Annotated in this window: 20 protein-coding genes; 15 read left to right on the top strand and 5 right to left on the bottom strand. The window is 66.5% G+C overall.

Annotation, left to right across the window (positions count from 1 at the left end):
• Positions 1-224 precede the first annotated feature (224 nt).
• Entirely contained in the window at positions 225-494 is a 270-nt protein-coding gene (locus tag QCE48_RS21255; protein WP_309783945.1) for a hypothetical protein, read from the top strand.
• Positions 495-510: 16 nt separating this feature from the next.
• Here QCE48_RS21255 and QCE48_RS21250 read toward each other — a convergent pair whose 3' ends face one another.
• Complete coding sequence (locus QCE48_RS21250; RefSeq protein WP_309783944.1) at positions 511-888, bottom strand: hypothetical protein; 378 nt, start codon at positions 886-888, stop codon at positions 511-513.
• A 119-nt stretch (positions 889-1007) separates the two neighbouring features.
• Here QCE48_RS21250 and QCE48_RS21245 point away from each other — a divergent pair, with 119 nt between their 5' ends.
• The 4 genes from QCE48_RS21245 (at position 1008) to QCE48_RS21230 (ending at position 8761) form a co-directional block, all read left to right on the top strand.
• On the top strand, positions 1008-1256 hold the full coding sequence (locus QCE48_RS21245) for a hypothetical protein (protein WP_309783943.1): 249 nt from the start codon (positions 1008-1010) through the stop codon (positions 1254-1256).
• A gap of 91 nt (positions 1257-1347) precedes the next feature.
• A complete protein-coding gene (locus tag QCE48_RS21240; protein WP_309783942.1) occupies positions 1348-1650 on the top strand; it encodes a hypothetical protein in 303 nt (100 codons plus the stop codon).
• 249 nt (positions 1651-1899) lie between these two features.
• Complete coding sequence (locus QCE48_RS21235) at positions 1900-6024, top strand: CheR family methyltransferase (protein ID WP_309783941.1); 4125 nt, start codon at positions 1900-1902, stop codon at positions 6022-6024.
• Positions 6025-6139: 115 nt separating this feature from the next.
• A complete protein-coding gene (locus tag QCE48_RS21230; RefSeq protein WP_309785039.1) occupies positions 6140-8761 on the top strand; it encodes a glucose/quinate/shikimate family membrane-bound PQQ-dependent dehydrogenase in 2622 nt (873 codons plus the stop codon).
• Between the two features lie 10 nt (positions 8762-8771).
• On the opposite strand, the gene QCE48_RS21225 is transcribed toward QCE48_RS21230, so the two are convergent.
• Positions 8772-9383 carry a histidine phosphatase family protein gene (locus QCE48_RS21225; protein ID WP_309783940.1) on the bottom strand — a complete coding sequence of 204 codons (612 nt, stop codon included), beginning with the start codon at positions 9381-9383 and terminating at the stop codon, positions 8772-8774.
• Between the two features lie 266 nt (positions 9384-9649).
• On the opposite strand from QCE48_RS21225, the gene QCE48_RS21220 reads away from it, so the two are divergent.
• Positions 9650-11446 (top strand): PQQ-binding-like beta-propeller repeat protein, encoded by a 1797-nt coding sequence (locus QCE48_RS21220; RefSeq protein ID WP_309783939.1) that lies wholly within the window; start codon positions 9650-9652, stop codon positions 11444-11446.
• Between the two features lie 2 nt (positions 11447-11448).
• Here the strand turns inward: QCE48_RS21220 and QCE48_RS21215 are convergent, their stop codons facing one another.
• Positions 11449-12438 (bottom strand): zinc-dependent alcohol dehydrogenase family protein, encoded by a 990-nt coding sequence (locus QCE48_RS21215; RefSeq protein ID WP_309783938.1) that lies wholly within the window; start codon positions 12436-12438, stop codon positions 11449-11451.
• Between the two features lie 93 nt (positions 12439-12531).
• Here QCE48_RS21215 and QCE48_RS21210 point away from each other — a divergent pair, with 93 nt between their 5' ends.
• Positions 12532-13401, top strand: a complete 870-nt coding sequence (locus QCE48_RS21210) for a LysR family transcriptional regulator (RefSeq protein ID WP_309783937.1) — start codon at positions 12532-12534, stop codon at positions 13399-13401.
• Here the strand turns inward: QCE48_RS21210 and QCE48_RS21205 are convergent.
• Positions 13393-14322: an aldose 1-epimerase gene (locus QCE48_RS21205; protein ID WP_309783936.1), complete on the bottom strand. Its 930-nt coding sequence runs from the start codon at positions 14320-14322 to the stop codon at positions 13393-13395. The two genes, QCE48_RS21210 and QCE48_RS21205, sit on opposite strands and share 9 nt — an antisense overlap.
• Complete coding sequence (locus tag QCE48_RS21200; protein WP_309783935.1) at positions 14319-15104, bottom strand: phytanoyl-CoA dioxygenase family protein; 786 nt, start codon at positions 15102-15104, stop codon at positions 14319-14321. Before QCE48_RS21200 ends, QCE48_RS21205 begins: the two co-directional genes overlap by 4 nt.
• A 236-nt stretch (positions 15105-15340) precedes the next feature.
• Between QCE48_RS21200 and QCE48_RS21195 the strand changes: the two genes are divergently transcribed.
• The 8 genes from QCE48_RS21195 to QCE48_RS21160 all read left to right on the top strand — a co-directional run bounded on the left by QCE48_RS21195 (position 15341) and on the right by QCE48_RS21160 (position 24456).
• Positions 15341-16396: a LacI family DNA-binding transcriptional regulator gene (locus QCE48_RS21195; RefSeq protein ID WP_309785038.1), complete on the top strand. Its 1056-nt coding sequence runs from the start codon at positions 15341-15343 to the stop codon at positions 16394-16396.
• 122 nt (positions 16397-16518) lie between these two features.
• Positions 16519-17544: an ABC transporter substrate-binding protein gene (locus QCE48_RS21190; protein WP_309783934.1), complete on the top strand. Its 1026-nt coding sequence runs from the start codon at positions 16519-16521 to the stop codon at positions 17542-17544.
• Positions 17545-17642: 98 nt separating this feature from the next.
• Entirely contained in the window at positions 17643-19217 is a 1575-nt protein-coding gene (locus QCE48_RS21185) for a sugar ABC transporter ATP-binding protein (RefSeq protein ID WP_309783933.1), read from the top strand.
• Positions 19214-20197, top strand: a complete 984-nt coding sequence (locus tag QCE48_RS21180; protein ID WP_309783932.1) for an ABC transporter permease — start codon at positions 19214-19216, stop codon at positions 20195-20197. The genes QCE48_RS21185 and QCE48_RS21180 overlap by 4 nt, the downstream gene beginning before the upstream one ends.
• A gap of 19 nt (positions 20198-20216) precedes the next feature.
• Positions 20217-21173 (top strand): ABC transporter permease, encoded by a 957-nt coding sequence (locus QCE48_RS21175; protein ID WP_309783931.1) that lies wholly within the window; start codon positions 20217-20219, stop codon positions 21171-21173.
• A 240-nt stretch (positions 21174-21413) separates the two neighbouring features.
• Positions 21414-21686: a hypothetical protein gene (locus QCE48_RS21170; protein ID WP_309783930.1), complete on the top strand. Its 273-nt coding sequence runs from the start codon at positions 21414-21416 to the stop codon at positions 21684-21686.
• Positions 21687-21759: 73 nt separating this feature from the next.
• The gene (locus QCE48_RS21165; protein WP_309783929.1) at positions 21760-22812 is read left to right on the top strand and encodes a Gfo/Idh/MocA family oxidoreductase; all 1053 of its coding nucleotides are present in this window, start codon (positions 21760-21762) and stop codon (positions 22810-22812) included.
• Positions 22813-22920: 108 nt separating this feature from the next.
• The gene (locus QCE48_RS21160; RefSeq protein ID WP_309783928.1) at positions 22921-24456 is read left to right on the top strand and encodes an FGGY-family carbohydrate kinase; all 1536 of its coding nucleotides are present in this window, start codon (positions 22921-22923) and stop codon (positions 24454-24456) included.
• The last annotated feature ends 44 nt before the right edge of the window (positions 24457-24500 follow it).

Here is a 24500-nt window from a genome sequence, read left to right as displayed (position 1 = left end):
CGAAAACACGGAGTAAGGCGCTAAAGCGCTAACTCCGGTCGACCGCCGCTGCGCGGCATGGGACCGGAGTAAGGCGCTAAAGCGCCAACTCCGGTCGACCGCCGCTGTGCGGCATGGGACCGGAGTAAGGCGCTAAAGCGCCAACTCCGGTCGACCGCCGCTGCGCGGCATGGGACCGGAGTAAGGCGCTAAAGCGCCAACTCCGGTCGACACAGGAGACGTCGATGACCAGACTCATAGCAGTGATGTGCCTCATGAGTGCGTGCATAGCAGGCACCGCCCACGCGGAACTCAACGACCGCACGAAGAAACTGCTGCAAACTCAGTCGCTGAACCGCCCGCAACAGCAGTCGACGACCCGCAATGCCAATTCGGCAGCCGACGACGAAGCGCGCAACGGCACGCGAACGCCAGGCGGCGTGGCGGGCGCGGGCGCCGGTTCGCCATCGCCGTCACGTGGCGCCGCCGGCAACAACCCGACGCAAAAGCCTTAGACGTGCACGCGCTCGCTCAAAGCGACGGACAAGACAGCACCTGCTGACGCGGCAACGTTCCCGGGCCTTGCGCGACGGGCGATCCGCGCGGCGGCGTCGCGACGAGACGCACGCTGTTCTCACCCTCCGTCGCCAGAACGTAATTCTCCGCGCTTCCCTGCGGCTGCCAGTACACGCGATACACCGCGTCGTCGCGATAGACGTGCAACGCGCCGTGCACCCGGCGGCCTTCGCGCACCAGATCCACCGGCTCACCTTCCTTTAGCGCAAACACGCCGCCCGTAGCAGCCGTTGCCGCGCTTTCCAGCGTGCCGCAGGCGGTATCGGCGGCGCTCGCCAGCTGTGCAACCGAAAACGCAAGACACAACAGTGTCGTTGCCAGTGTGCGTCTCATGGATGCTCGCTTCGTCACGGAACGCCGATCATCTCACAGGCGCCGCCCTCATCTTCCGGCAGGCCGACGATGCGTGTGCTAATTTGAAATGAGCCAACGTGCGAAACAGGAGGCGTCTTATGTCAGTGATCGCGCCGGACGAAAAAACCGATTTCGTCGCCATCCTGCATCGCCATCGCCTGTCCGAGGACGATTTCATCCTGCAGGAAACCGATACGACCGACATGGTCGACGATGTCTATCCGCTGCAAGGCCACCTGACGATCGTGCGCAAGTCGACGCTCAAGGAACGGGCGTATCGGATAGGCCACGGCACGCAGTGGACAGCCGATTTCGAGAAGGACCTGAACAAGGGCGCGTTTGGCTGACGCTGACGCCGCAGCCTCGAGCGCGTCAAATTGACGGCCTTTACGGCCGGGTGCATGCTTCAGTGACTCGTTTCCCACCGCGGAGCCGCCGATGCCCAACTACGATTTCGCATCCTTCCGAGCCCAGCTGGCGATGCTGCTGCGCGATCTGCCGGCCGGCACGACGGCCGAGCTGACCGAGGTGACGGTCGCATACTGGAACGGGACGTGCCTGATGGGCGCGTATCTGCGCGACGGCGGCCGGCTCGACGAGGAATTCGATTTCGACGAAAACGCGTGGGGCAACTGGCGCGACGAGTTCATTTTCTGGCTGGCGGCGCCGCGCTTCTCGGAACGCGGCGATCTGAAGGCGTGGCTTCAGGGCGAGGGTCCGCCGGCGGTCCGCGTACTGTGAACCGTGCTTCACTTTTTCCGCGAATCCGCCTCCCAGGACAACGCAGGAACACACATTGCTGCGCCGATGAAAGCTAGCGGAACAAGATCCGCGCGCGCGAGCAATCGAGCGATCGTGTGTCCCTGACGCGGAAGGCCGCGGCTGTCCGAGAATTAAAAAACACGACACGCGGCGCATACCGACCGACCCCATGCGCGGAGCCGGCGAAAATATTTTCCGGACGGCGCGTTGCCGCTCATCAGACCCATCATGAACACCGACAAGTCGCAGGCTGCCGAATCGGAACGAGCGGGAGGCGCGCCCGAGCGGGCCACGCTGAGCTTTCCGGTGATCGGCATCGGCGCGTCGGCGGGCGGAATTCGGGCGCTGATCCGGTTTTTCGAACACATGCCGAGCGACAGCGGCATGGCCTTCGTGATCGTGCTGCACCTTTCTCCGAAACACGAAAGCCGCGCCGACCAGGTCCTGCAGCGCGTGACGCAGATGCCCGTGCATCAGGTCGTGGAGCCGACGCCGATCCAGCAGAACGCCGTCTATCTGATTTCGCCGTCGAACGATCTCGCGATGACCGACGGCTTCCTTAACGTCACCAGCATCCAGCGCGCGCATGGCCGCCCGGTCGCCATCGACCTGTTTTTCCGCAGCCTCGCCGAGAATCATCGGGAGCGCGCGATCAGCATCGTCATGTCGGGCTCGGGCAGCGACGGCGCGGTGGGCATCGGCAGGATCAAGGAACAGGCGGGCGTCACGCTCGTCCAGAGCCCCGACGACGCCGAGTACGACGAGATGCCGAAAAGCGCCATCGCGACAGGCCAGGCGGACATCGTGCTGCCGGTCGCGGAGATGCCGCAGAAGCTGATCGAATTGTGGGAGAACGCGCGCAGGATTCGCCTGCCCGAGGCGCCGGATCTGCCCTTCCCGCGCGATCCCGCATCCGACGCCGAGCAGTTGCTGCGCGGCATTCTCACGACGCTGCGCGCCCGCACGGGCCACGATTTCTACCACTACAAGCGCGCGACGGTTCTGCGGCGCATCGAGCGGCGCATGCAGGTGAACGCGCTCGCGGACTTGCGCGCCTACCGGCAGTTCGTCGACGAACACGCCGAGGAAACATCGCTGCTGCTGCGCGACATGCTGATCGGTGTGACGAATTTCTTCCGCGACCGCGAGGCGTTCGAGGCGGTCGAACGCGACATCGGACCGTCGCTGCTCGAATCGAAAAAGCACGACGACCAGATCCGAATCTGGGTGCCCGGCTGCTCGACCGGCGAGGAAGCGTATTCCCACGCGATGCTGTTCACGGAGCTGCTCGGCGGCGGAAACCGGCTGCCGGTGCTGCAGATTTTCGCCACCGACATCGACGAACGCGCGATCAACATCGCCCGCGCGGCGGTTTATCCGGAGTCGATCGTCGCGGACGTGCCGGCGTCGCGCCTGCGCCGCTTCTTCACGAAGAACCACGGCCACTACGTCCTCGACAAGCAATTGCGCGAGAAAGTGCTGTTCGCGACCCACAATATCCTGCGCGATCCGCCGTTTTCGCGCCTCGACATGGTGTCGTGCCGCAATCTGCTCATCTACATGGACCGCTCGATCCAGCGTCAGGTGTTGCAGACCTTTCACTTCGCGCTACAGCCGTCCGGCTATCTCTTTCTCGGCAGTTCGGAATCGGCGGACCTCGCCGACGAACTGTTCGTCGCCGTCGACAAGAAGCATCGCCTCTATCGCGTGAAAAGTTCGACCGCGCTCGCGCGCTCCGTCGCGCAGCCGATCACGAGCATGCCGCGCACGGCGAGCGCGGGGCCGCCCGCCGAGGCCGAGAGTCCGCGCCGTCCCGGCAGCCTTTCGCTCGCGGTGCTGCATCAGCGCGCGGTCGAGCATCATGCGCCGCCGAGCGTCATCATCGACCGCGAGGGCGAAATCCTGCACATGACCGACGAAGCCGGCCGCTTTCTGCGCTACGTCGGCGGCGAGCCGTCTCACAATCTGCTCAAGCTCGTGCATCCCGACCTGCGGCTGGAACTGCGCGCGGCATTGTCGAAGGCGGCGACGTCGGGCGGCAACGCCGATGTGGATCGCGTGCGCTTCATGCGCGGCGAGACGGCTTATCTCGTCGATATTTCGGTGCGCCCGTATCGCGATGACACTTCGGGCACCGACGTCGTGCTCGTGCTGTTCGACGAAACACCCAGCGACACGCGTCCTGGCGCGGACGAATCCGGCGAGCCGCGCGATCCGACGCTCGTGCAGATCGAGGAAGAGTTGCACCGCACGAAGGAACAATTGCAATCGACGATCGAGCAGTCGAACGTGTCGACGGAGGAACTGAAAGCATCGAACGAGGAATTGCAGTCGATCAACGAAGAACTGCGCTCCGCGACCGAGGAACTCGAAACGGGCAAGGAAGAGTTGCAGTCGGTGAACGAGGAACTGATCGCGGTCAACAGCGAACTCCAGGAAAAAGTGGAGGAAACCGACAAGGCGAACGACGACCTGCGCAACCTGATCGCCTCGACCGGCATCGCGACGGTGTTCGTCGACCGGGCGATGCGCATCAAGCGCTATACGAGCGCGGCCGTGAGCATTTTCAACGTCATTGCGTCGGACGTCGGCCGGCCGCTGCTCGACCTGACGCATCGCCTGGACTATCCCGAACTCGCCGACGACGTATCCGCCGCATTCGACGACCTCAAGCCGACCCAACGCGAGGTGCGCGCGCAGGACGGCGCCTGGTATGTCGCGCGCGTGATGCCGTACCGCACCGGCGACGACCGCATCGACGGCGCCGTGCTGACGCTCGTCGACATCAGCGCGCGTCGCAGCGCGGAACAGGCGGCGCACGCGAGCGAGGAACGGCTCAAGCTCGCGGCGAAGAGCACGGACGACTACGCGATCGTCGTGCAGGACCTGGAAGGCATCGTCGTCAGCTGGAACAAGGGCGCGGAGCGCGTGTTCGGCTTTCGCGAGGACCAGATGATCGGCCAGTCCGCCGACCTCATCTATACCGCCGCCGATCGCACGGAAGGCGTGCCGGCCGCGGAGCGGCGGCGCGCGAGCGACGAAGGCCGCGCGGAGGACGAGCGCTGGCATACGCGCCGCGACGGCCGCCGGGTGTATTGCAGCGGCGTCACGACGCTGATTCGCACGGACGGTTTCCGGGGCTTCGCCAAGATTGCGCGCGACGTGACCGAAAAGCGCAGCGCCGAGGGCATGGCGCGCGCACAGCTGAACTTCGAGCGCACGGTGCGCGCGCAGGCGGAAGCCGCGAACCGGCTCAAGGACGAATTCTTCGCGGTGCTGTCGCACGAGCTGAAGAATCCGCTCAACTTGATCCACGTCAAGGCGGAACTGCTCACGCGCGCCTACGAATGCCGCGACATTCCGCTCGTGCAGAGCGCCGCCGACGCGATCCGCCGCTCGGTGATCGGACAGTCGAAGATCATCGACGACCTGCTCGATCTGTCGCGCGTGCGCACCGGCAAGCTCGCGCTGCAAGTCGCGCCGGTCGACATCGCCGCCGTGCTGCATACCGTCGTGGAGGCGAGCGCCATCGACGCCCGCGCGAACGACATCCGGCTCAAGGTGACGGGCGCGGACAAGCCCGCCATGATCGAAGCCGATCCGGTTCGCGTCGAGCAGATTCTCTGGAACCTGGTGCGCAACGCGATCAAGTTCAGCTTTCCCGGCGGCGAGGTGAGCCTCGCGCTTGCGTGCGACGGCAACTTCGCGTGCGTCGACGTGATCGACCGGGGACAGGGCATCGCGCCGGACTTCCTGCCGAAGATCTTCGACATGTTCAGTCAGGCCGAAGGCGCGGGAAGGCGCGAGCAGGGCGGCCTCGGCATCGGGCTGTCGCTCGTCAAGCAACTGACCGAGATGCACGGCGGGCGCATCGAAGCGCGCTCGGACGGCGTCGGGCAGGGCGCGCATTTCCGCCTGTGTCTGCCGGAGCGCCCGCCTTCGACGTTCACGCCGGTGAACGCCGGCGCCAACGATCCGGCGATCCTGAAGAACCTGCGCGTGCTGCTCGTCGACGATTCGCTCGATGCGCTCGACGCCTTTCGCACGCTCCTCGAACTGGAAGGCGCGAAGGTCAGCGCGGTGTCGCGGGCGCGCGCGGCACTCGACGAGATCGCGGCCAACGAGTTCGATCTCGTGCTCTCCGACATCGGCATGCCCGAAATGAGCGGCTACGAACTCATCGCGGAACTGCGCAAGGCGCCGCGCACCGCGAAGATCGCCGCCATCGCGCTCACCGGTTTCGGCCGCGCCCAGGATGCGGCGCAGGCGTTGCAGGCCGGCTTCAACGCCCATCTCGGCAAGCCGGTCTCGCTCGATTCGCTGATAGCGACCGTGCGGCGCGTGCTCGCCTGATTACATTTTCCCTGTTGTCCTTTGGTATGTGGATTGCTGGATGCTGCCGCGCAAGCATCCGAACCTCGGCCACGTCCGGCCGTGTTCCGTCATCCATCGTCCCGGGGGTAGCAGCATGGCCGGCAACGCACGTCTTCATCCGCTCACGACCTTCACGGCGGTCGTCTTCATCGTCATCGGCGCGCTGCTGGCGGTCGGCGGCGTCAGGCTAGGGATGCTCGGCGGATCATGGTATTACCTCGTCGCCGGGATCGGCGTGCTCGTGACCGGGCTGCTCCTCCTGATACGGCGCCGCTCCGCGCTCCTGCTCTACGCGCTCGTCCTGTTCGGCTCGACGATCTGGGCCGTCGCCGAAGCGCGCTTCGACTTCTGGCAACTGCTGCCGCGTCTCGGGCTGTGGGTCGTGCTCGCGCTGTGGCTGCTGATTCCCGCGGTTCACCGGGGCGCGCTGTTCGGCCCGCCGACGACACCACGCGCCGGCCGCACACCGCTTGCCGCCGCGACCGTGCTGGCGGTGCTGCTCGGCATCGGCACGAGCCTCGTCGATCCTCACGACCGCCCCGGCCGGCTCGATCTGGCCGCCGCGCCGGCCGCGTCCGCGACGAGCGCCACGAGCCCCGACGCGCCGCGCGCGCCCGGCGACTGGATCGACTACGGCGGCTCGCCGCTCGGGCAGCGCTATTCGCCGCTTACGCAGATCACGCCGGAGAACGTCGGCAATCTGAAGATGGCGTGGCAGTTTCGCACCGGCGACATGCCCGGCCCCGACGATCCGACCGAAACCACCGACGAGAACACGCCGATCAAGGTTGGCGACACGATCTTCGTCTGCACGCCGCACAGCCGCGTGATCGCGCTCGATGCCGCGAGCGGCAAGGAGCGCTGGCGCTTCGATCCGCAGCTCAAGAGCGCGGTCGGGTTCAAGCACTGGGAACACATGACGTGCCGCGGCGTGTCGTACTGGGATGCGTCGCTGCATCCGGCGGCGGCGGCGAGCGCGCCGGCCGTCGTCAGCGACGCAGCCGCCAGCCCGGCGGCCGAAAGCGCGGCTCCCGCCAGCGCGACGGCCGTGATGAACGCCGCCGCCAGCGCGTCCGACGCCGCGAGCGCTCCCGGCGCTGGCGCGGCTGCGGCGCTGGCGACTTCACCCGGCGGCGCGTCGGACGCCACGGCCACCGCGAGTGCGCCTGAAGCGGCGTCGGCACCCTCGCCATCGACCACGGCAACGGCCGAATGCCCGAAGCGCATCTTCCTGCCGACCGCCGACGCCCGTCTGATCGCGCTCGACGCCGACACCGGCAAGCCCTGCCCGAGCTTCGGCAAGAACGGTGAAATCGACTTGCGCGCGAACATCGGCCCGTTCACGCCGGGCGGCTATTACTCGACCTCGCCGCCCGCCGTCACGCGCGACCTTGTGATCCTGAGCGGCCACGTCACCGACAACGAATCGACGAACGAGCCTTCGGGCGTGGTGCGCGCATTCGACGTCCACGACGGCCATCTGGTCTGGAACTGGGACTCGGGCAACCCCGACGAAACGCAGCCGATCGCCGCCGACAAGACCTATGTGCGCAACTCGCCGAACATGTGGTCGGTGTTCAGCGTCGACGAAAAGCTCGGCATGCTCTACCTGCCGATGGGCAACCAGACGCCCGACCAATGGGGCGGCCTGCGCACGAAGGAGGCGGAGCGTTTCGCGGCGGGCGTCGTCGCGCTCGATCTCGCGACCGGCAAGCTGCGCTGGAACTATCAGTTCACCCATCACGACCTGTGGGACATGGACGTTGGCGGCCAGCCGAGTCTTGTCGATCTCCAGACCGCGCAGGGCGTGCAGCCGGCGCTGATCGCGTCGACCAAACAGGGCAGCCTCTACGTGCTCAACCGCGAGACCGGCCAGCCGATCGTGCCGATCGCCGAAACGCCCGTGCCGCAAGGCGCCGCGTCCGGCGACCACAGCGCGCCGACCCAGCCCGTCTCCGCGCTCAATTTCAACCCGCCGCGCCTACATGAACGCGACATGTGGGGCACGAATCCCTTCGACATGCTCTGGTGCCGCATCGCGTTCAGGAAGCTGCGCTACGACGGCGCGTTCACGCCGCCGTCGCAGCAGGGGACGCTCGTGTATCCGGGCAACTTCGGCGTGTTCGACTGGGGCGGCATCTCCGTCGATCCGGTGCGGCAGGTGCTGATCGCCAATCCCGATTACATGGCGTTCGTGTCGAAGCTCGTGCCGCGCGAGCAGATTCCCGCCGATACCGGCGAAAAGAAGGGCAGCGAGACGAGCGGCATCAAGATGGCGCGCGGCGCGCCGTTCGGCTTCGAGTTGAGTCCGTTTCTCTCGCCGCTCGGCATTCCGTGCCAGGCGCCGCCGTGGGGCTATGTCGCGGGCGTCGACCTGAAGACGAGCAAGATCGCGTGGATGCACAAGAACGGGACGATCCGCGACAGCGCGCCGCTGCCGATTCCGATGCCGCTCGGCGTCCCGAGCCTCGGCGGGACGATGGTGACGGCGGGCGGCGTCGCGTTCCTGTCGGGCACGCTCGACTACTACGTGCGCGGCTACGACGTGCGCGACGGCCGCAAGCTGTGGGAAGCGCGCCTGCCGGCAGGCGGCCAGGCCACGCCGATGAGCTACGCCGACGCGAACGGCAAGCAGTATCTGCTCGTCGTCGCGGGCGGGCACGGATCGCTCGGGACAAAGGCCGGCGATTACGTGATCGCCTACGCGTTGCCGTGAACGCGAAGCGTCAGCCGATATCGGGATGCCGCACGTTCCACTGCCGGATCGCGCGGGTCTCGCGTTCGAAGCCGAGGATGCTGATGGTCGCGGTATCGAGCAGCAGATGCGCGCCGAGCGACGCCGAATCGCCGATCCAGCAGCCGGCCAGAATGCGCAGGAAGTGCGCGTGCGAAAAGAGCGCGATGCGCCCGCGTGTCGCCGCAAGCCGCTCGACGAGCTTGCGCGCGCGGGCCTCGATTTCGCCGATGCTCTCGCCTTCGGGTATCGGCGAATCCCATATCGACCAGCCGGGCTCCTTTTCGCGGATCTCGGCCGTCGTGCGGCCCTCGTAGATGCCGTAGTCCCATTCGCGCAGTTCGGGTTCCACTTCGGCGTTTTCGCCGAGACCGGCGAGGCGGCAGGTTTCGATCGCGCGCGCCATCGGGCTCGTCAGCGTGCGGTCGAAGCGGGCTTGCGCGAGGCTCGCCGCGAGCAGGCGCGCCTGCTCGCGGCCGCGTTCGGTGAGCGGGATGTCGGTGCGGCCGGTGTGCTGGCGCGACAGGCTCCATTGCGTTTCGCCGTGACGGATCAGCCAGAGTTCGGTTTGACCGGCGTTTTCTTCGGAGGCGGGAGCGTTCATCGTCGGGTCTCTTGAAGGTCTCAAAGGCGGTGACGGGCACCCGATTCTACGTTGACAACGAAAGCGCTGCCGGCGTCCGGCGGCGTTGGATTCGGCGGATCGTTGGCGGGCCGTTCGGCTTTCGTCCTGATACGCCACGCGGCCCGGTTTATCCGCCAAATACGCGTACGAAACGGACCGCATGCAGGCACTCGCATTGCTCGCGAACCATAATTGAAGTGCGCGTCGCATCGCCCGCGCGACCTCATCCCAGAAGGGGAGTGCTCATGGACTGCTTGCATCGGCGGGAACCTTTTGGGGCGACGTTTCGTGGCGGTTTGTGCGGGCTGCTCTTCGTCGCCGCGCTCGCGGGATGCAGCGGCGGCAGTTCGAGCCAGCCAGCCACGACGACCACGGGCGGCAGTTCGCCAGCGAGCGCGCCAGCGGGCGGCTCGGGCGCTGCGTCGGGCGCGAGTCCGGCGTCGGGCGGCGGCACTGGCACAGGTTCGAACACGGGCGGCGGCGCAGGCAACGGCACGACAAACCCGCCGACGGGCGGCAACACCGCGACCGCCAACCCCGCCGACGTCACCACGTATCACAACGACATCGCCCGCACCGGTCAGCGTCTGAACGAAACCGCGCTCACCCCGTCGACGGTCAAGGCGGCGACCTTCGGCAAGCTCGGCGTGTACGCCGTCGATGGCGCCGTCGATGCCGAGCCGCTCTATCTCGCCTCGATGACCATCGCGGGCGGCACGCACAACGTGCTCTACATCGCCACCGAGAACGCGAGCGTCTATGCGCTCGACGCCGACACTGGCGCGAAGCTCTGGCAAGTCTCGGCGCTCGCTCAGGGAGAAACGCCGAGCGATAACCACGGCTGCCTGCAGATCACGCCGAAGATCGGCATCACGGCGACGCCGGTCATCGACCGTTCGCGTGGGCCCAACGGCGCGATCTATGTCGTCGCGATGTCGAAGGACGGCTCGGGCAATTACCACCAGCGCATCCACGCGCTCGACGTGACGACCGGCGCCGAACTCTTCGGCGGACCGACCGAGATCGCCGCGTCCTATCCGGGCAATGGCGCGGGCAGTTCGAACGGACGCGTCGTCTTCGATCCGGCGCAGTACGCGGAGCGCCAGTCGCTGCTGCTTTTGAACGGCGTGATCTACACCGGCTGGACGTCGCATTGCGACATCCAGCCGTACACGGGCTGGGTGATCTCCTACAGCGCCGATACGCTAAAGCAGGCCGGCGTGCTGAACCTGACGCCGAACGGTTCCGGCGGCGCGATCTGGATGAGCGGCGCGGGGATGGCGTCGGACGGCACCTCGATCTATTTCCTCGATGCGAACGGCACCTTCGACTCGACGCTCAACGCGGCCGAACATCCGTTGCTCGGCGATTACGGCAATGGGTTCCTGAAGCTCAGCCCGTCGCCGACACTCTCGGTCGCGGATTATTTCCAGGCGTCGAATACGGTGCAGCAATCGAACGCCGACGAGGATCTCGGTTCGGGCGGCGCGCTCGTGCTGCCCGATCTCGCGGACGCAAGCGGCACGATCCACCATCTCGCGCTCGGCGCGGGCAAGGACTCGATCATCTACGTCGTGAACCGCGACTCGATGGGCAAGTTCGATTCGAACGCGGACCACATCTATCAGGAGATCAGCGGCCAGATCACCGGACCGGAATTCGGCATGCCCGCGTACTGGAACAACACGGTGTATTTCGGCTCGATCGGCGACCACATCAAGGCGTTCAGGATCAGCAACGCGCGTCTCGGGACCGCACCCGCGAGCCAGTCGCCGAACAGCTTCGGCTCGCCGGGCACGACGCCGAGCATTTCGGCGAACGGCAACACGAACGGCATCGTGTGGGCTGCGGAAAACGGCACGATCGCCGTGCTGCACGCCTACGACGCGACCAATCTCGCGACGGAGTTGTACAACAGCAACCAGTCCGGATCGCGCGACCAGTTCGGCCCGGGCAACAAGTTCATCACGCCGATGATCGCGAATGGCAAGGTCTACGTGGGCACATCGGCGAGCGTGGCGGTGTTTGGGCTGCTGAGGTAGCCTTAAGCCACATCGACGACGATCTTGCCGCGCGCCGTGCCGCTCGTGATCGCCTCGTAAGCGAGTTCCGCCGAGCGCAGGTCGAAGCGGCGCGCATCGACGCGCGGTGCCAGTCGACCGCTTTCCGCGAGACGCGTCGCTTCGCGCAGCATGTCGCCGTGATGCGCGCGATGTTGTCCGCTCAGAAGCGGATACAGCGTGAACACGCCCGAATAGGTCGCTTCGCGAAAGGACAGCGGTGCGAGCGCGTGCGTGCCCCAGCCGAGCGCGCTTACGACGTGGCCGAAATGCTTCACCGCCGCGAACGAGGCATCGAGCGTCGCGCCGCCGACCGTGTCGACGACGAGGTCGAATCCGGCGCCATCGGTCAGCGCCTGTACATATTGTTCGACCGTCTGCGCACGGTAATCGACCGGCGTGGCGCCCATTTGCGCGACGAGATCGAGATCGCGGGCGCTGGCGGTGGCCGCGACCGTCGCGCCGAGCGCACGCGCCAGTTGCACGGCGACGAAGCCGACGCCGCCCGCGCCGCCATGCACGAGCACGGTTTGCCCCGCTTGCAGGCGCGCCCGGTCGACGATGCCCGCGTAGGCCGTGACGAACGCGAGCGGCAGCGCGGCCGCCTCGCGCATCGAGAGATTCGCGGGCTTCTTCGCGAGCAGTGCGGCATCGACGGCAGCGTAGTGCGCGAGCGACCCCTGAATGCCGCCGACGCCGCCCGTCATTCCGTAGACCTCGTCGCCGGCCTTGAACGCGGTGACGCCCGCGCCGACTTCCTCGACCACCCCCGCCATGTCGATGCCGAGCACGAGCGGCAGCGGATGCCGCGCATGCGCGGCGCCGCCAGCGCGGATCTTGGTATCGAGCGGATTGAGGCCGCTCGCCGCGATGCGGACGAGCACCTGTCCCGCCGCCGGCGTGGGCCTGGGGAGTTCGGTGAGTTCGAGCGGGCCGTCGTAGCGGTTGAGCATCAGCGCTTGCATCGTCGTCATGACAGCGTCCTTTTGCAGTGGATTCGGTGCGTTCATAATCGTCCATGCGAAATAGCATGTAAATCGACGTTATTGAACGACATCCATGCAAATATGAATGAGATCAAGCTCGACTGGAGCGACGTGCGCGTGTTCCTCGCGATTGCGCGCGCGGGCACACTCGGCGCGGCGGCAAAGCAGACCGGCCAGACGCAGCCGACGATGGGCCGGCGCCTGCGCGCGCTCGAAGAAACGCTGGGACACACGCTGTTCCAGCGGACCAGCGACGGCTTCGTCCTCATCGACGAAGGCAATGCCGTGCTCGGTTACGCGGAGCGGATGGAGCAGGAAGCGCTCGGGTTCGCGCGCGCGCTGGCGGGCAGCGAGGCGCAGTTGAGCGGGCTGTTGCGCGTGTCGTCGTCGGACTGGTTCGGCGAGCACGTCCTCACGCCGGTATTCGCGCGGTTTCTGGCGCGGCACAGGCAGGTGGCGCTCGAACTCGTCACCGATACGCGGCGCTTCAATCTCGCGCGTCGCGAAGCGGATCTGGCGGTGCGCATCACGCCGTTCGACGAGCCCGACATCGTGCAGCGCAAGCTCATGCACATGGATTACGCGCTGTACGGCCACGCTGATCTCGTCGCGCCGGTGGCCGGTTCCGGCGACGGTCAGCGGCTCATCAGCATGGACAGCGCGTTCGGCGCGCTGCCGGATGTCGAGTGGATCAAGCGCAAGCTCCCGAAGGCGCGCATCGCGTTCACGAGCAACAACCGCGGCGCGCAGGCGCGCATGTGCGCGGAAGGCGGCGGTTTCGCGGTGCTGCCGTGCCTGCTCGGCGATGCCACGCCGGGCCTCGCGCGCATCGATCTCGGCGAAGCGCCGCCGGGCCGCGACGTGTGGCTCGGCTATCACCGCGATCTGCGGCGGCTCGCGCGCCTGCGCGCGCTCGTCGACGCCGTCGTGCAAGCGCTGGCTTCAGCGTGACGGCAGCCACGCGAACGATGCGCTCACCGACTCCCCGGGCGTCAGCACGCAGCCGCCTTTCTGCTCGCGCGGCGCGTCGAGATTGATCCAGTCGACGGTGTTCGTCACCGGCTCCACGCACAAAAGCGACGGCTCGCCGGCCGGTGCATACAGAACCATGTGATCGAACGGTGCGTCGGCCTTAAGCGTCACGGCGCGCGCCTCGTCGGGCCACGCGATGGTCGCGCGGCCCGACCAGCCAGCGAAGTTGTTGTCGAGATCGAACGCGTCCGCGGACATGCCTTGCGGCGACGCCAGTTCGCCGATGCACGCGTGCGGCCCGAGATGCGTCGGCAGGAGATCGGGCGTGGCGTGCCACATCGCCTCGACGCGCGCGTGAATGCGCGTCGACGGCGTGCGCGGGTAATACGGATGATGGCCCATGCCGATGGGCATCGGACGGTCCGACAGATTGCGCGCCGACGTCGTGACCGTGAGCGCGTCGCCGGACAGGACGATGCGCTGCGTCGCCTCATAGCGAAACGGCCAGTGATGCGCGGGCGCGTCGGACGGCTCGTGGCTGAAATGCAGTTCGACGCTCGATTCCGTCGTTTCGCCGACGCGCCACGGCCGGCGCCACGCGTGGCCGTGCAGCGCGTGATCGAACGCGTTGCCGTCGCCCGACAGATCGATCGCGCGGCCGTCGAACGTGAACCGCGCATCCCGGATGCGGTTGCAGTACGGCAGCAGCGGAAAGCTCGCCATGCCGAGCGGATTGCGCGCGGCGAGCGCTGCGTCGGTGGCCGGACGCAGCCAGTGGATATCGCCGTCGTCGCTTGCATCGAAGAACGCCGCGATCGCGCCGCCGACCTGTGGCGCGATCAGCGCGCGGCGCGTGCCGCAGCCAAGCGTCAGCAGCGGCGGGGAGGCAGCGGCGCTCAATATGCGAACTGCCGGTAGTTTTCGTCGAAGATGCGCGGCGTTTCGTCGACCTGCGGGTTGTAGCGCAGAAGCCGTTTCCCGCGCGCCGGAAGCGCGTCGAACACGCGGCGCGGCACTTCGATGCGCACTTCCGGCCGGAAATACCACGCGCGGCTGTAGCCGATCACGACCATCGGACGCGGCGTGTCCGTGAAATTCGGCGTCCCGCGATGCAGGCCGCGAACGTCGCGGATCATCACGTCGCCGAGGCGCATCGGCACGCGTTCGGGCGGGAATCGACCGTCGGCGAGACCGGCGAGCGCCTCGTCGCGCGACATGCGATGTGTGCCGCGCGTGGTTTCCAGCGAGCCGTTTTCCTCATCGACATCGACGAGCGGGAAATTTACCGCGAGCTGGAACGAAGGCGTTTCCGCGAAGTGATCGAAGAGCGGCGGCGTATCGCGATGCCAGTCCTGGAATTCGGAGCCGCGCACGGGCGTGTCGGTGGCGAGCTGGCACATGACCGGGTCCGGACCCGCCAGCCGTTCGACGATGCCGAGAAGGTCGTCGTCGCAGAAGATCGACGGATCGGCGAAAACGCCTTCGAACGGCAGCGTCACATAGTAGCGCCCCGGACCGCGATTTCCTGTCGCCGCGCTCATGTGCGGCGCCAGAAGCGGTGCGAAGGCCGCGCGCCACGTCTCCAGCGCCGCGCGCGGAAAGTGTTCGGGCAACATGACGAAGCCATCGCGCTCGAACGCGGCAGCGAGCGCGTCGCGGGCGCTCTCGTCGTATCGTGACATGGGTCTCCTCCAGGTGACATTGCGCTTTCAGGTCAGAATCGCACGCGCCGCGTTGTGTCGTCAATATTATTAGTAATTATCCTGATGCCGATTGCCCGTGCCGTCGCGTTTGCGAGCGTTGTTTGCGCATAATATTAGTGTTAAGGTCGTGACCGCATCAACGCGCCATCGGCATCGACCACGCCGCCTAAGGGCGGCCCAGCACAATGAAAAAATCCACGCAGCGCCGCCCGACGATGACCGACATCGCGAAACTGACCGGCGTCTCACAATCGACCGTTTCGCTCGTGCTGAACAATGCGAGCGGCGCGAAGTTTTCCGACGCCACGCGCGACAAGGTGCTGAAGGCGGCGCAGGAACTCGGCTACCGGATGACGCCGCGCGAGCCGCTCGCGCTCGACGCGGCCGGGGAGCGCAACCTGATCGTCTATCTCGCCGACGAAATCTCGACGAGCCCACATCCGGTCGTGAACATCGACGGCGCGCGCGACGCCGCATTCGCGCACGGCCGCATGCTGGCCGTGTACTCGACACATGGCAACGCGGAGATCGAACAGCAGGTGCTGGACGCGACGCTCAGCAACCCGAACGTGCTCGGCGTGATCTACGCGACCGTCTACACGCGCCGCGTGAGCCCGCCCGCGGCACTCTCGAAGGTGCCGACCGTGCTGCTCAACTGCTACGCGAGCGAGCTGAATCTCTCGTCCGTGGTGCCGGCGGAGGTCGCGGGCGGCCACGCCGCCACCGATCATCTGTTGAACGCCGGGCATCGGCGGATCGGCTATATCAATGGCGAACCGTGGCAGGACGCCGCGCGCGACCGCCTGAAGGGATATCGCACGGCGCTCGCGACCGCCGACCTGCCGTTCGCGCCGGAACTCGTGCGCGACGGCGACTGGAGTTCGGGCACCGGCTTCGAGCAGACCCTTTCGCTGATGCGCGAGCCGAATCCGCCGACCGCGATCTTCTGCGCGAACGACCTGATGGCGCTCGGCGCGATCGAGGCGCTGAAGCAGCTCGGGCTGCGCGTGCCGGAAGACGTTTCCGTGCTCGGCTACGACGATCAGGAAATCGCGCGCCACACGCATCCGCCGCTTTCGACGGTCGTCTTGCCGAACTACGAACTGGGGCGCTGGGCGGTCGAAACGCTGCTTCAGGAGGAGCACAACCGCGCGGCGGGCGCGCCGGTCCGGCACCGGACCGTCAAGCTCGACGGGCCGCTCGTCGAGCGCGGATCGGTGGGCGTGATCGCCGAAACGAAACAATTGGCGACTAATAATATTAGCGATTGACCGTTAATAAATCACGGTGGAATAATCGACGCACTTCATCGACGCAAGGAATATCACCGCAGTTCGCAATACCGAGGCATCAGCAGCACAGAACAAAGCAAACCATCCTATCGGAGGAAGACATGCTGTCGCTTGGAAAAACCTCACGCCGGTGCAACACCGGCATTCGTCCGCTCGTAGCGTCGCTCGCTGCGCTGTCGCTCGTGGCGGGTCTGAGTGTCGCGGGCGTCGCCAGCGCCGCCGACGACGCGCTGCCCAAGATCCCGAGCAAGAAGCCGTTGCGCGTCGGCTTTGCGCAGACCGAGAGCAACAACCCGTGGCGGCTTGCAGAGACCAAGAGCTTCAAGGACGTCGCGGCCAAGTGCGGCTGGCAGATGGTCATGACCGACGCGAACAGTTCGCCCGCCAAGCAGGTCGCGGATATTCAGAGCATGATCGCGCAGCACGTCGATCTGCTCGTGTTCCCGCCGCGCGAGGAAAAGCCGCTCGCGCCGGTCGTGTTGCAGGCGAAGAAGGCGGGCATCCCGGTGATTCTCGTTGACCGCAACGTCGACCAGTCGATGGCGAAGGCGGGCCGCGACTACATCACGTTCATCGGCTCGGACTTCATCGATCAGGGACACCGCGCCGCCGACTGGCTCGTCAAGGCGACGAGTGGCAAGGCGACGATCATCGAACTGGAAGGCTCGACCGGCGCTTCTGCCGCGAACGACCGCAAGAAGGGCTTCGACGAAGTGATCGCGAAGAATCCGGGCATGAAGATCGTTGCGTCGCAAAGCGGCGACTTCGCGCGCGACAAGGGCCGCCAAGTCATGGAGACGCTGCTTCAGGCGCATCCCGACGTGACCGCCGTCTACGCGCACAACGACGAAATGGCGCTCGGCGCGATCGCTGCGATCAAGGCCGCGGGCAAGCAGCCGGGCAAGGACATCGTGCTCGTGACGATCGACGGCACCAAGGGCGGGCTGGACGCCATCGCGGCGGGCGAACTGGGCGCGAGCGTGCAGTCGAGTCCGTTCTTCGGGCCGCTCGCCTGCGACGTCGCGCAGAAGTTCGCGAAGGGCGAGACGGTGCCGCCGTGGGTCAAGGTCTCCGACCGCTTCTACGACAAGAGCAACGTCAAGGAAAGCATGCAGTACGGGTACTGAACGACGGGCCGGCGAGCCCGAACGAGCAACAGCGAAGGTGTTTGGAGCGGCGCGTCCTGCGGACGGCCGCTCCTTTTGTACGCCAACGGAGACAGCGAATGGAAACGCCGACCACAGGCGCCTTGCTCGACATGCAGGACATCGACATCAGCTTCGGCGGCGTCGCGGCGCTGCGGCACGCGCGGCTCTCGGTCGTGCCGGGCGAAGTGCATGCGCTCATCGGCCAGAACGGCGCGGGCAAGTCGACGCTCATCAAGATTCTCACTGGCGCCTACCGGCGCACGGGCGGCACGATCCGCTTCGACGGCCGCGAGGTCGATTTCCGCTCGCCGAAGGAAGCGCGCGAAGCGGGCATCAGCACGATCTATCAGGAGATCAACCTCGTGCCGTTCCGCTCGGTGGCCGAGAACATCTTTCTCGGCCGCGAGCCGCGCCGCTTCGGCCTGATCGACTGGAAACGCGTGCGCGCCGATGCGCGCGCGCTGCTCGATTCGTTCGGCTTGCAGATCGACGTCGAGAAACCGGTGCGCGACTATTCCACCGCGATCCAGCAGATGGTCGCGCTGGCGCGCGCCGTGTCGTCGGATGCGAAGATGGTCATCATGGACGAATCGACGTCCTCGCTCGACGAACGCGAAGTCGAACTGCTGTTCAATGTCGTGCGGCGTCTGCGCGACGACGGCCGCGCGGTGATCTTCGTGTCGCACCGGCTCGACGAACTCTATGCGCTGTGCGACCGCGTCACCGTGATGCGCGACGGCCAGACCGTCGCCGAAAGCACGATGGCCGGCATGGACAAACTGCAACTCGTCACGACGATGCTCGGGCGCTCGCTCGCCGCCGTCGTGCAGGAAGACAGCGCCGTGAAGGAAGCGAATCTCGCGAAGCGCGGCGGCGTCGCGCTGGCCGCACAGGCGCTCGCAAGCGGCGCGAAAGTGACCGACGTCACGCTCGACGTCCACGCGGGCGAAGCGGTCGGGCTGGCGGGTCTGCTCGGCTCGGGCCGCACGGAGACGATGCGGCTGTTGTTCGGCGCCGACCGCCCGGAGCGCGGCTCGCTCTCGATCGGCGGCGAGACCGTGACGCTGAGGTCGCCGCAGGACGCGATCGCGCGCGGCATCGCGTATCTCACGGAAGACCGCAAGGCCGAAGGCATCGTGCCGGAGCTTTCGGTGCGCGACAACCTCACGCTCGTCTGCCTGCGCACGCTGACGAAGAACGGCGTCGTCGACGTGGCGCGGCAGCGCGAGATTGTCGATCGGTTCATCGAATCGCTCGGCATCAAGCTGCGCTCGCCCGACCAGCCGATCCGCGAACTGTCGGGCGGCAACCAGCAAAAGGTGCTGCTCGCGCGCTGGCTCGCCACCAACCCGAAACTGCTGCTGCTCGACGAACCCACGCGCGGCATCGATGTCGGCGCGAAAGCCGATGTCGCGAAGATCGTGCGCGAGTTGCGCGACTCGGGGCTCGCGGTGCTGCTGTCGGCGTCGGAACTGGAAGAACTGACGGCGGTGGCGGACCGCGCGGTCGTGATCCGCGACGGCGAAACGGTCGCTGAACTCGACGGCGCGCGCATGAGCGAGGCGTCGATCATGGACGCGATCGCCTACGGCTCGGGCGAGCAATCGACGCTCGCGCAGGCCGTCACGACAAGCGAAGGAACGAGGCCATGACGCAGCAGAAGACGCAACCCGCCGTGGCGCTTTCGCAGACCGCAACGAAGAAGCGGCATCGCCTGACGATCCAGCGCGAGATTGCCGTGCTGCTCGCGATGATCGTGTTCAACCTGCTTTTCACCGACCACTTCTGGTCGCTGCAAACCTTCAACGTCAACCTGACGCAGGTCGTGACGATCGTGATCGTCGGGATCGGGATGACGCTCGTCGTCGCGACGGGCGGGATCGACTTGTCCGTGGGCGCCTCGATGGCGATTTCCGGTGCGCTCGCGCCGATGCTCTTCATGAACATCGACGGGCCGCTCGGCATCGTGCTCGCCTTCACGCTGCCGATTCTCGCGGCCGCCGCGTGCGGCGTCTTCAACGGCTTTCTCGTGACGCGGCTCGAGGTGCAGCCGATCGTCGCGACGCTCGTGCTGTTCATCGCCGGACGCGGCATCGCGCAGGTCGTCACGGACGGCAGTTTGCAAGCGTTCAACAATCCGGCCTTCCAATGGATCGCGCTCGGCAAGGTCGCGGGCGTGCCGTTCCAGATCCTGCTGATGTTCGCGCTCGTCGCGCTGTTCGCGTGGATCGTGAGGAAGACGCTCTTTGGCAAGTATCTGCTCGTCACGGGCGGCAACGAACAGGCGGCGTATCTCTCCGGCATCCCGACCGCGCGCGTGAAGATGATCGCGTACACCGTGTGCGCCGCGCTCGCGGGACTCGCCGGGCTGATCTCGATTTCGGTGAATTCGTCGTCGGATGCGAACGTGATCGGCCTCGGCTCCGAACTCGATGCGATCGCGGCCGTCGCCGTCGGCGGCACGGCGCTGACGGGCGGCAAGGCGTATATCGCGGGCACGCTGATCGGCGCGCTCATCATCCAGCTGCTGCGCTACACGCTGCTCGCGCATGGCATCCCGGACGCCGCCGCGCTCGTCATGAAGGCGGGCATCATCATCGCAGCGGTGTACGTGCAGCGGCGCCGCGCGTGAGCGGCCAGGGAACGACGACATGAAAAAGAACCTTCCGATTCTCATCGCGCTCGTGGCGCTCCTCGTGCTCGGCGTCACGCGCTACGAGCATTTCGCCTCCGCCTACAACATCACGTCGTTCTGGCGCTACAACGCGATGTTCGCGCTGATTTCGATCGGCATGGCGTTCGTCATCATGACGGGCGGCATTGATTTGTCCGTGGGCGCGGTCGCCGCGCTCGGCAGCGTGGTCGCGGCGCTCGCGAGTTCGCACGGCGGCGTGGCGGCGGTGCTCGCGGGATCGTGCGCGGGGCTCGCGGTCGGCGTGCTGAACGGCCTCGTCATCACGCACATGCGCATCCTGCCGTTCATCGTCACGCTCGCGACGAGTCTCGGCGCGCACGGCCTCGCGCTGCTGCTCGGACACAACGATGCGGTCGCGATTTCCGCCGAATCGAACTTCGCCGACTTCGGCCAGGGCGACCTGTTCGGCCTGCCGATCCCGGGTCTCGTCGCGGCGGCGGCGGCCGTGCTCGGCTGGATCGCGTTGCGCAGTACGCGTTTCGGCCGGCACGCGCTCGCGATCGGGGGCAGCGAGGAGGCGTCGCGGCTGATGGGCCTCAACGTCGACCGCACGCTGGTCTCGGTCTACGCGATGAGCGGCCTGCTCGCGGGCATCGCGGGCGCGATCCTCGCCGCGCAGTTCGGGGCGGGGCAGCCGAACGAAGGCGTCGGCTGGGAGCTGTTCGCGATTTCGGCGGTGGTGCTCGGCGGCACGCGACTGACGGGCGGCGAGGGCTCCATCGCGATGACGATCGCCGGCGTCGCGCTGCTCGGACTCGTCTTCAATCTGCTCAATTTCGAGAACGGGCTCGGCTACATCAGCTTGTCGGCGTATTGGCAGTCCGTGATTCGCGGATTGTTCTTGCTGCTCGTCATCGTGCTTCAGGCGCGCGTGCTCCGGCGACGAACAGCGCCGGCAAAAGTCGCGCACTGAGAAAATTTCGTGGATTTTGTCGTGGTCAAATCTGTTTAAAGGAAACGCGGGATTATCGTTTTCGTATGTAGTTCGGCCTCTCCAGGCATCGATGACCGATCGTTCGGAAAATATTTACCGAAACAAGGGAAAACCCCGAATGATTCGATGTTTATGTTTATCGACAATAGGTAAACATAACCGACGCTCCGGGGAACATTTACCGGAGTGAAAAAGGCCAGAACCTGGAGAGAATCGACAATGCGAGATACCGAGGTCGCATATAAGAACGTTGTCCTGATTCCGCTCGCTGCTTACGACGAAGGTTTATACGCCGCCATGCTGATCGTCAGGGAAGTGAACGGATTGCAGCGCGCGAGCGGCGTGCTGGGTCATTTTTCGGGGCCGATCGAGGCCCGCCAATTCGCGCTGACCTATGGCATGGCCGAAATCGACGACCGCGCGCCGGGCGCGCACGCCGCGCTGCGGCAGTCGTCGGGACCTGAAGGCGCCATGCTGAGGTGCGCGGCGTGAGGCCCGCTCGTTAGCTGATCCGTCAGAAGCTCGATACACACCCGAATCGTCGCCACCGGTCGACAGGATAAGCATGGAAACGACCCGCATCGCCGTGGCAGGCGCCGGTTATATCGGACTCGCGCATATCGGCGTGATTCAGGCGAACCCGGCGTGCACGCTCTCGGCGATCGTCGATCCTTCACCGGGCGCGGCAAGCGTCGCGCAGAAGGCGGGCGTGCCGCTTTATCGCTCGCTCGACGAACTCCTCGACAAGGCGCGTCCCGACGGCGTCTTGCTCGCGACGCCGAACGCGCTTCACGTCGAGCACGCGCTGACGTGCATCGCGGCCGGCGTGCCGATGCTGCTCGAAAAGCCGATCGCGCCGAGCGTCGCGGAAGCCGAGACGCTCGTGGCCGAAGCGGAGCGCGCAGGAGCGACAATCCTGATCGGCCATCACCGCGCGCACAGCCCGATCATGGCGCGCGCGAAACAACTGATCGACGAGGGCCGGCTCGGCCGGCTCGTCGCGGTGATGGGCAGCGCGGTCTTCTTCAAGCCCGATTCGTATTTTGCCGACGCGCCGTGGCGCAGTCAGCCGGGCGGCGGTCCGATCCTGCTCAACCTGATCCACGAGGTGCACAACCTGCGCATGCTGTGCGGCGACATCGTCGCGGTGCAGGCGTTCGCGTCGAACGCGACGCGCGGCTTCGCGGTCGAGGACACGGTCGCGATCAACCTGCGCTTCGCGAACGGCGCGCTCGGCACGTTCATGCTGTCCGATACGGCGGCGAGCGCGCGCAGCTGGGAACAGACCTCGCAGGAGAACAAGGCCTACGCGACCTACCCGGACGAAGACTGCTACGTGATCGCGGGCACGTCGGGCTCTCTGTCGGTGCCGACGATGCGCCTGAAAACCTACAGCCGCGCCGAAGACCGTTCGTGGTGGAAGCCGTTCGACGAGCGCGTTGTGGCAGTCCGGCGCGACGATCCGCTCGCGAACCAGATCGCGCATTTCGTGCGGGTCGTGCGCGGCGAGGCCGAGCCGATCGTCAGCGCGCGCGACGGTTTGCAGAACCTGCGCATCACCGAGGCGATCGCGAAGGCCGCGCGGACCGGCGCAATCGTCGATACGACGCCCGCCTGATCCGCCCGACCCTGCCGCTCCGCTCCCGTCGATATAAGATGGCAAATCACGCCGGACCACGCGCGTCCGGACGATGAGCCAAATACAAGAAACCCGGAGCGAGACGAAATGGACCATGTGATCGGCATCGACATCGGCACGCAGAGCACGAAGGCGCTCGTCGTGAATGCGAACGGCGACATCGTCGCGCAGAGCACGCGAGCGTATCACCCGGACACGCCCCGGCCGCTGTGGGCGCAGCAATGGCCGGATGTCTGGTTCGACGCGGTGGCCGAATGCATCGCCGAATGCGTGAAGAAGGCGAACGTGAAACCCGGCTCGATCCGGAGCCTCTGCGTGAGCAGCCTCTACGGCGGCTCGGGCATTGCGGTCGGCGAGAACATGGAGCCGCTCTATCCGTGCCTCATCTGGATGGATCGGCGGGCGACGAAGGAAGTCGAGTGGGTGAAGGCCCAGGTCGATCTGGCGCGGCTCGGCGCGATCACGGGCAACGGCGTCGACAGCTACTACGGTTATACGAAGATGCTCTGGCTGCGCAACAACGAGCCCGACGTCTGGGCGAAGACGCGCTATTTCGTACCGCCGAACGCCTACGTGATCCAGCGGCTGACGGGCGAACTCGCGGTCGATCACAGCTCGGCGGGCAACATCGGCGGCGTGTACGACATCGCCAAGCGCGCGTGGTCGCCGGAAGCGCTCGACATGCTCGGCATTCCCGCCGCGCTGATGCCGCCGCGGCTCGTCGAATCGACGGAAGTCGTCGGCGGATTGTTGCCGGACTGGGCCCAGCGGCTCGGCCTCGCGGCGGGAACGCCGGTCGTCGCGGGCGGTATCGACGCAGCCGTCGCGACCTTCGCCGCGGGCGTCACGAAGTCCGGCGAACACGTCGCGATGATCGGCACCAGCATGTGCTGGGGCTACATCAACCAGAGCGTCGATGCCGGGCACGGACTCGTCAGCTTCCCGCACGTCTTCAACGGCCTGAAGGACCTGTACGTGTTCGGCGGCGCGATCACGGCGGGCGCATCGGTGACGTGGTTTCGCGAGCAGTTCTGCCACGGCGAGACCGAAGCCGCGAAGGCGCTGCCTCACGGCGATCCACACCGTATTCTGGAAGAAGAGGCGTCGAAGGTCGCGGCGGGCTCGGACGGCGTCGTGTTCCTGCCCTATCTGATGGGCGAACGCAGCCCGGTGTGGGACCCGAAGGCGAGCGGCACGTTCGTCGGCCTGAGCCTCTTTCACACGCGCGCGACGCTCTACCGCGCGGTGCTGGAAGGCGTCGCGTATGCGCTGCGGCACAACATCGAAGCGGGGCGGCGCGGGGCGCGCTCGCTCGACGAACGGCTGATCGTGGTCGGCGGCGCGGCGCATTCCGATTTGTGGATGCAGATCATCGCGGACGTGACGGGCTTTCCGGTGCTGTCGATCGAAGAGGACGTGGAGGCCGCGATGGGCGCCGCGATGCTGGCGGCGCTCGGCATCGGGCTCGTTTCGCGCGAGACGGCCGACGCGGGCTGGGTGACACTCGTCGAGCGCGCGCAGCCGGATGCCGCGCGCAAGAAACTGTATGACGAGCGCTTCGGCGTCTATGTCGATCTGTATCCCGCGCTCAAGCCGCTGATGCATCGGCTGCAGGCGAATTGAGCGGAGCGCCGGGTCGAGCCGGCCGGCGGTTCGATTGCCGTCGC

The sequence above is a fragment of the Caballeronia sp. LZ024 genome (genome assembly GCF_031451455.1).
GTDB lineage: Bacteria > Pseudomonadota > Gammaproteobacteria > Burkholderiales > Burkholderiaceae > Caballeronia > Caballeronia telluris.
Note: the sequence above shows the minus strand (reverse complement) of the source record. Positions and strands in the feature narration are given on the sequence as shown.

Bases quoted from the DNA above. Each gene is read 5' to 3' on its own strand.
- QCE48_RS21200 (WP_309783935.1), bottom strand. From the start codon at position 15,104: ATGTCACGATACGACGAGAGCGCCCGCGACGCGCTCGCTGCCGCGTTC.
- QCE48_RS21195 (WP_309785038.1), top strand. From the start codon at position 15,341: ATGACCGACATCGCGAAACTGACCGGCGTCTCACAATCGACCGTTTCG.
- QCE48_RS21220 (WP_309783939.1), top strand. From the start codon at position 9,650: ATGGACTGCTTGCATCGGCGGGAACCTTTTGGGGCGACGTTTCGTGGC.
- QCE48_RS21210 (WP_309783937.1), top strand. From the start codon at position 12,532: ATGAATGAGATCAAGCTCGACTGGAGCGACGTGCGCGTGTTCCTCGCG.
- QCE48_RS21160 (WP_309783928.1), top strand. From the start codon at position 22,921: ATGGACCATGTGATCGGCATCGACATCGGCACGCAGAGCACGAAGGCG.
- QCE48_RS21170 (WP_309783930.1), top strand. From the start codon at position 21,414: ATGCGAGATACCGAGGTCGCATATAAGAACGTTGTCCTGATTCCGCTC.
- QCE48_RS21190 (WP_309783934.1), top strand. From the start codon at position 16,519: ATGCTGTCGCTTGGAAAAACCTCACGCCGGTGCAACACCGGCATTCGT.
- QCE48_RS21215 (WP_309783938.1), bottom strand. From the start codon at position 12,438: ATGACGACGATGCAAGCGCTGATGCTCAACCGCTACGACGGCCCGCTC.
- QCE48_RS21185 (WP_309783933.1), top strand. From the start codon at position 17,643: ATGGAAACGCCGACCACAGGCGCCTTGCTCGACATGCAGGACATCGAC.
- QCE48_RS21180 (WP_309783932.1), top strand. From the start codon at position 19,214: ATGACGCAGCAGAAGACGCAACCCGCCGTGGCGCTTTCGCAGACCGCA.
- QCE48_RS21225 (WP_309783940.1), bottom strand. From the start codon at position 9,383: ATGAACGCTCCCGCCTCCGAAGAAAACGCCGGTCAAACCGAACTCTGG.
- QCE48_RS21255 (WP_309783945.1), top strand. From the start codon at position 225: ATGACCAGACTCATAGCAGTGATGTGCCTCATGAGTGCGTGCATAGCA.
- QCE48_RS21230 (WP_309785039.1), top strand. From the start codon at position 6,140: ATGGCCGGCAACGCACGTCTTCATCCGCTCACGACCTTCACGGCGGTC.
- QCE48_RS21245 (WP_309783943.1), top strand. From the start codon at position 1,008: ATGTCAGTGATCGCGCCGGACGAAAAAACCGATTTCGTCGCCATCCTG.
- QCE48_RS21175 (WP_309783931.1), top strand. From the start codon at position 20,217: ATGAAAAAGAACCTTCCGATTCTCATCGCGCTCGTGGCGCTCCTCGTG.
- QCE48_RS21165 (WP_309783929.1), top strand. From the start codon at position 21,760: ATGGAAACGACCCGCATCGCCGTGGCAGGCGCCGGTTATATCGGACTC.
- QCE48_RS21240 (WP_309783942.1), top strand. From the start codon at position 1,348: ATGCCCAACTACGATTTCGCATCCTTCCGAGCCCAGCTGGCGATGCTG.
- QCE48_RS21235 (WP_309783941.1), top strand. From the start codon at position 1,900: ATGAACACCGACAAGTCGCAGGCTGCCGAATCGGAACGAGCGGGAGGC.
- QCE48_RS21250 (WP_309783944.1), bottom strand. From the start codon at position 888: ATGAGACGCACACTGGCAACGACACTGTTGTGTCTTGCGTTTTCGGTT.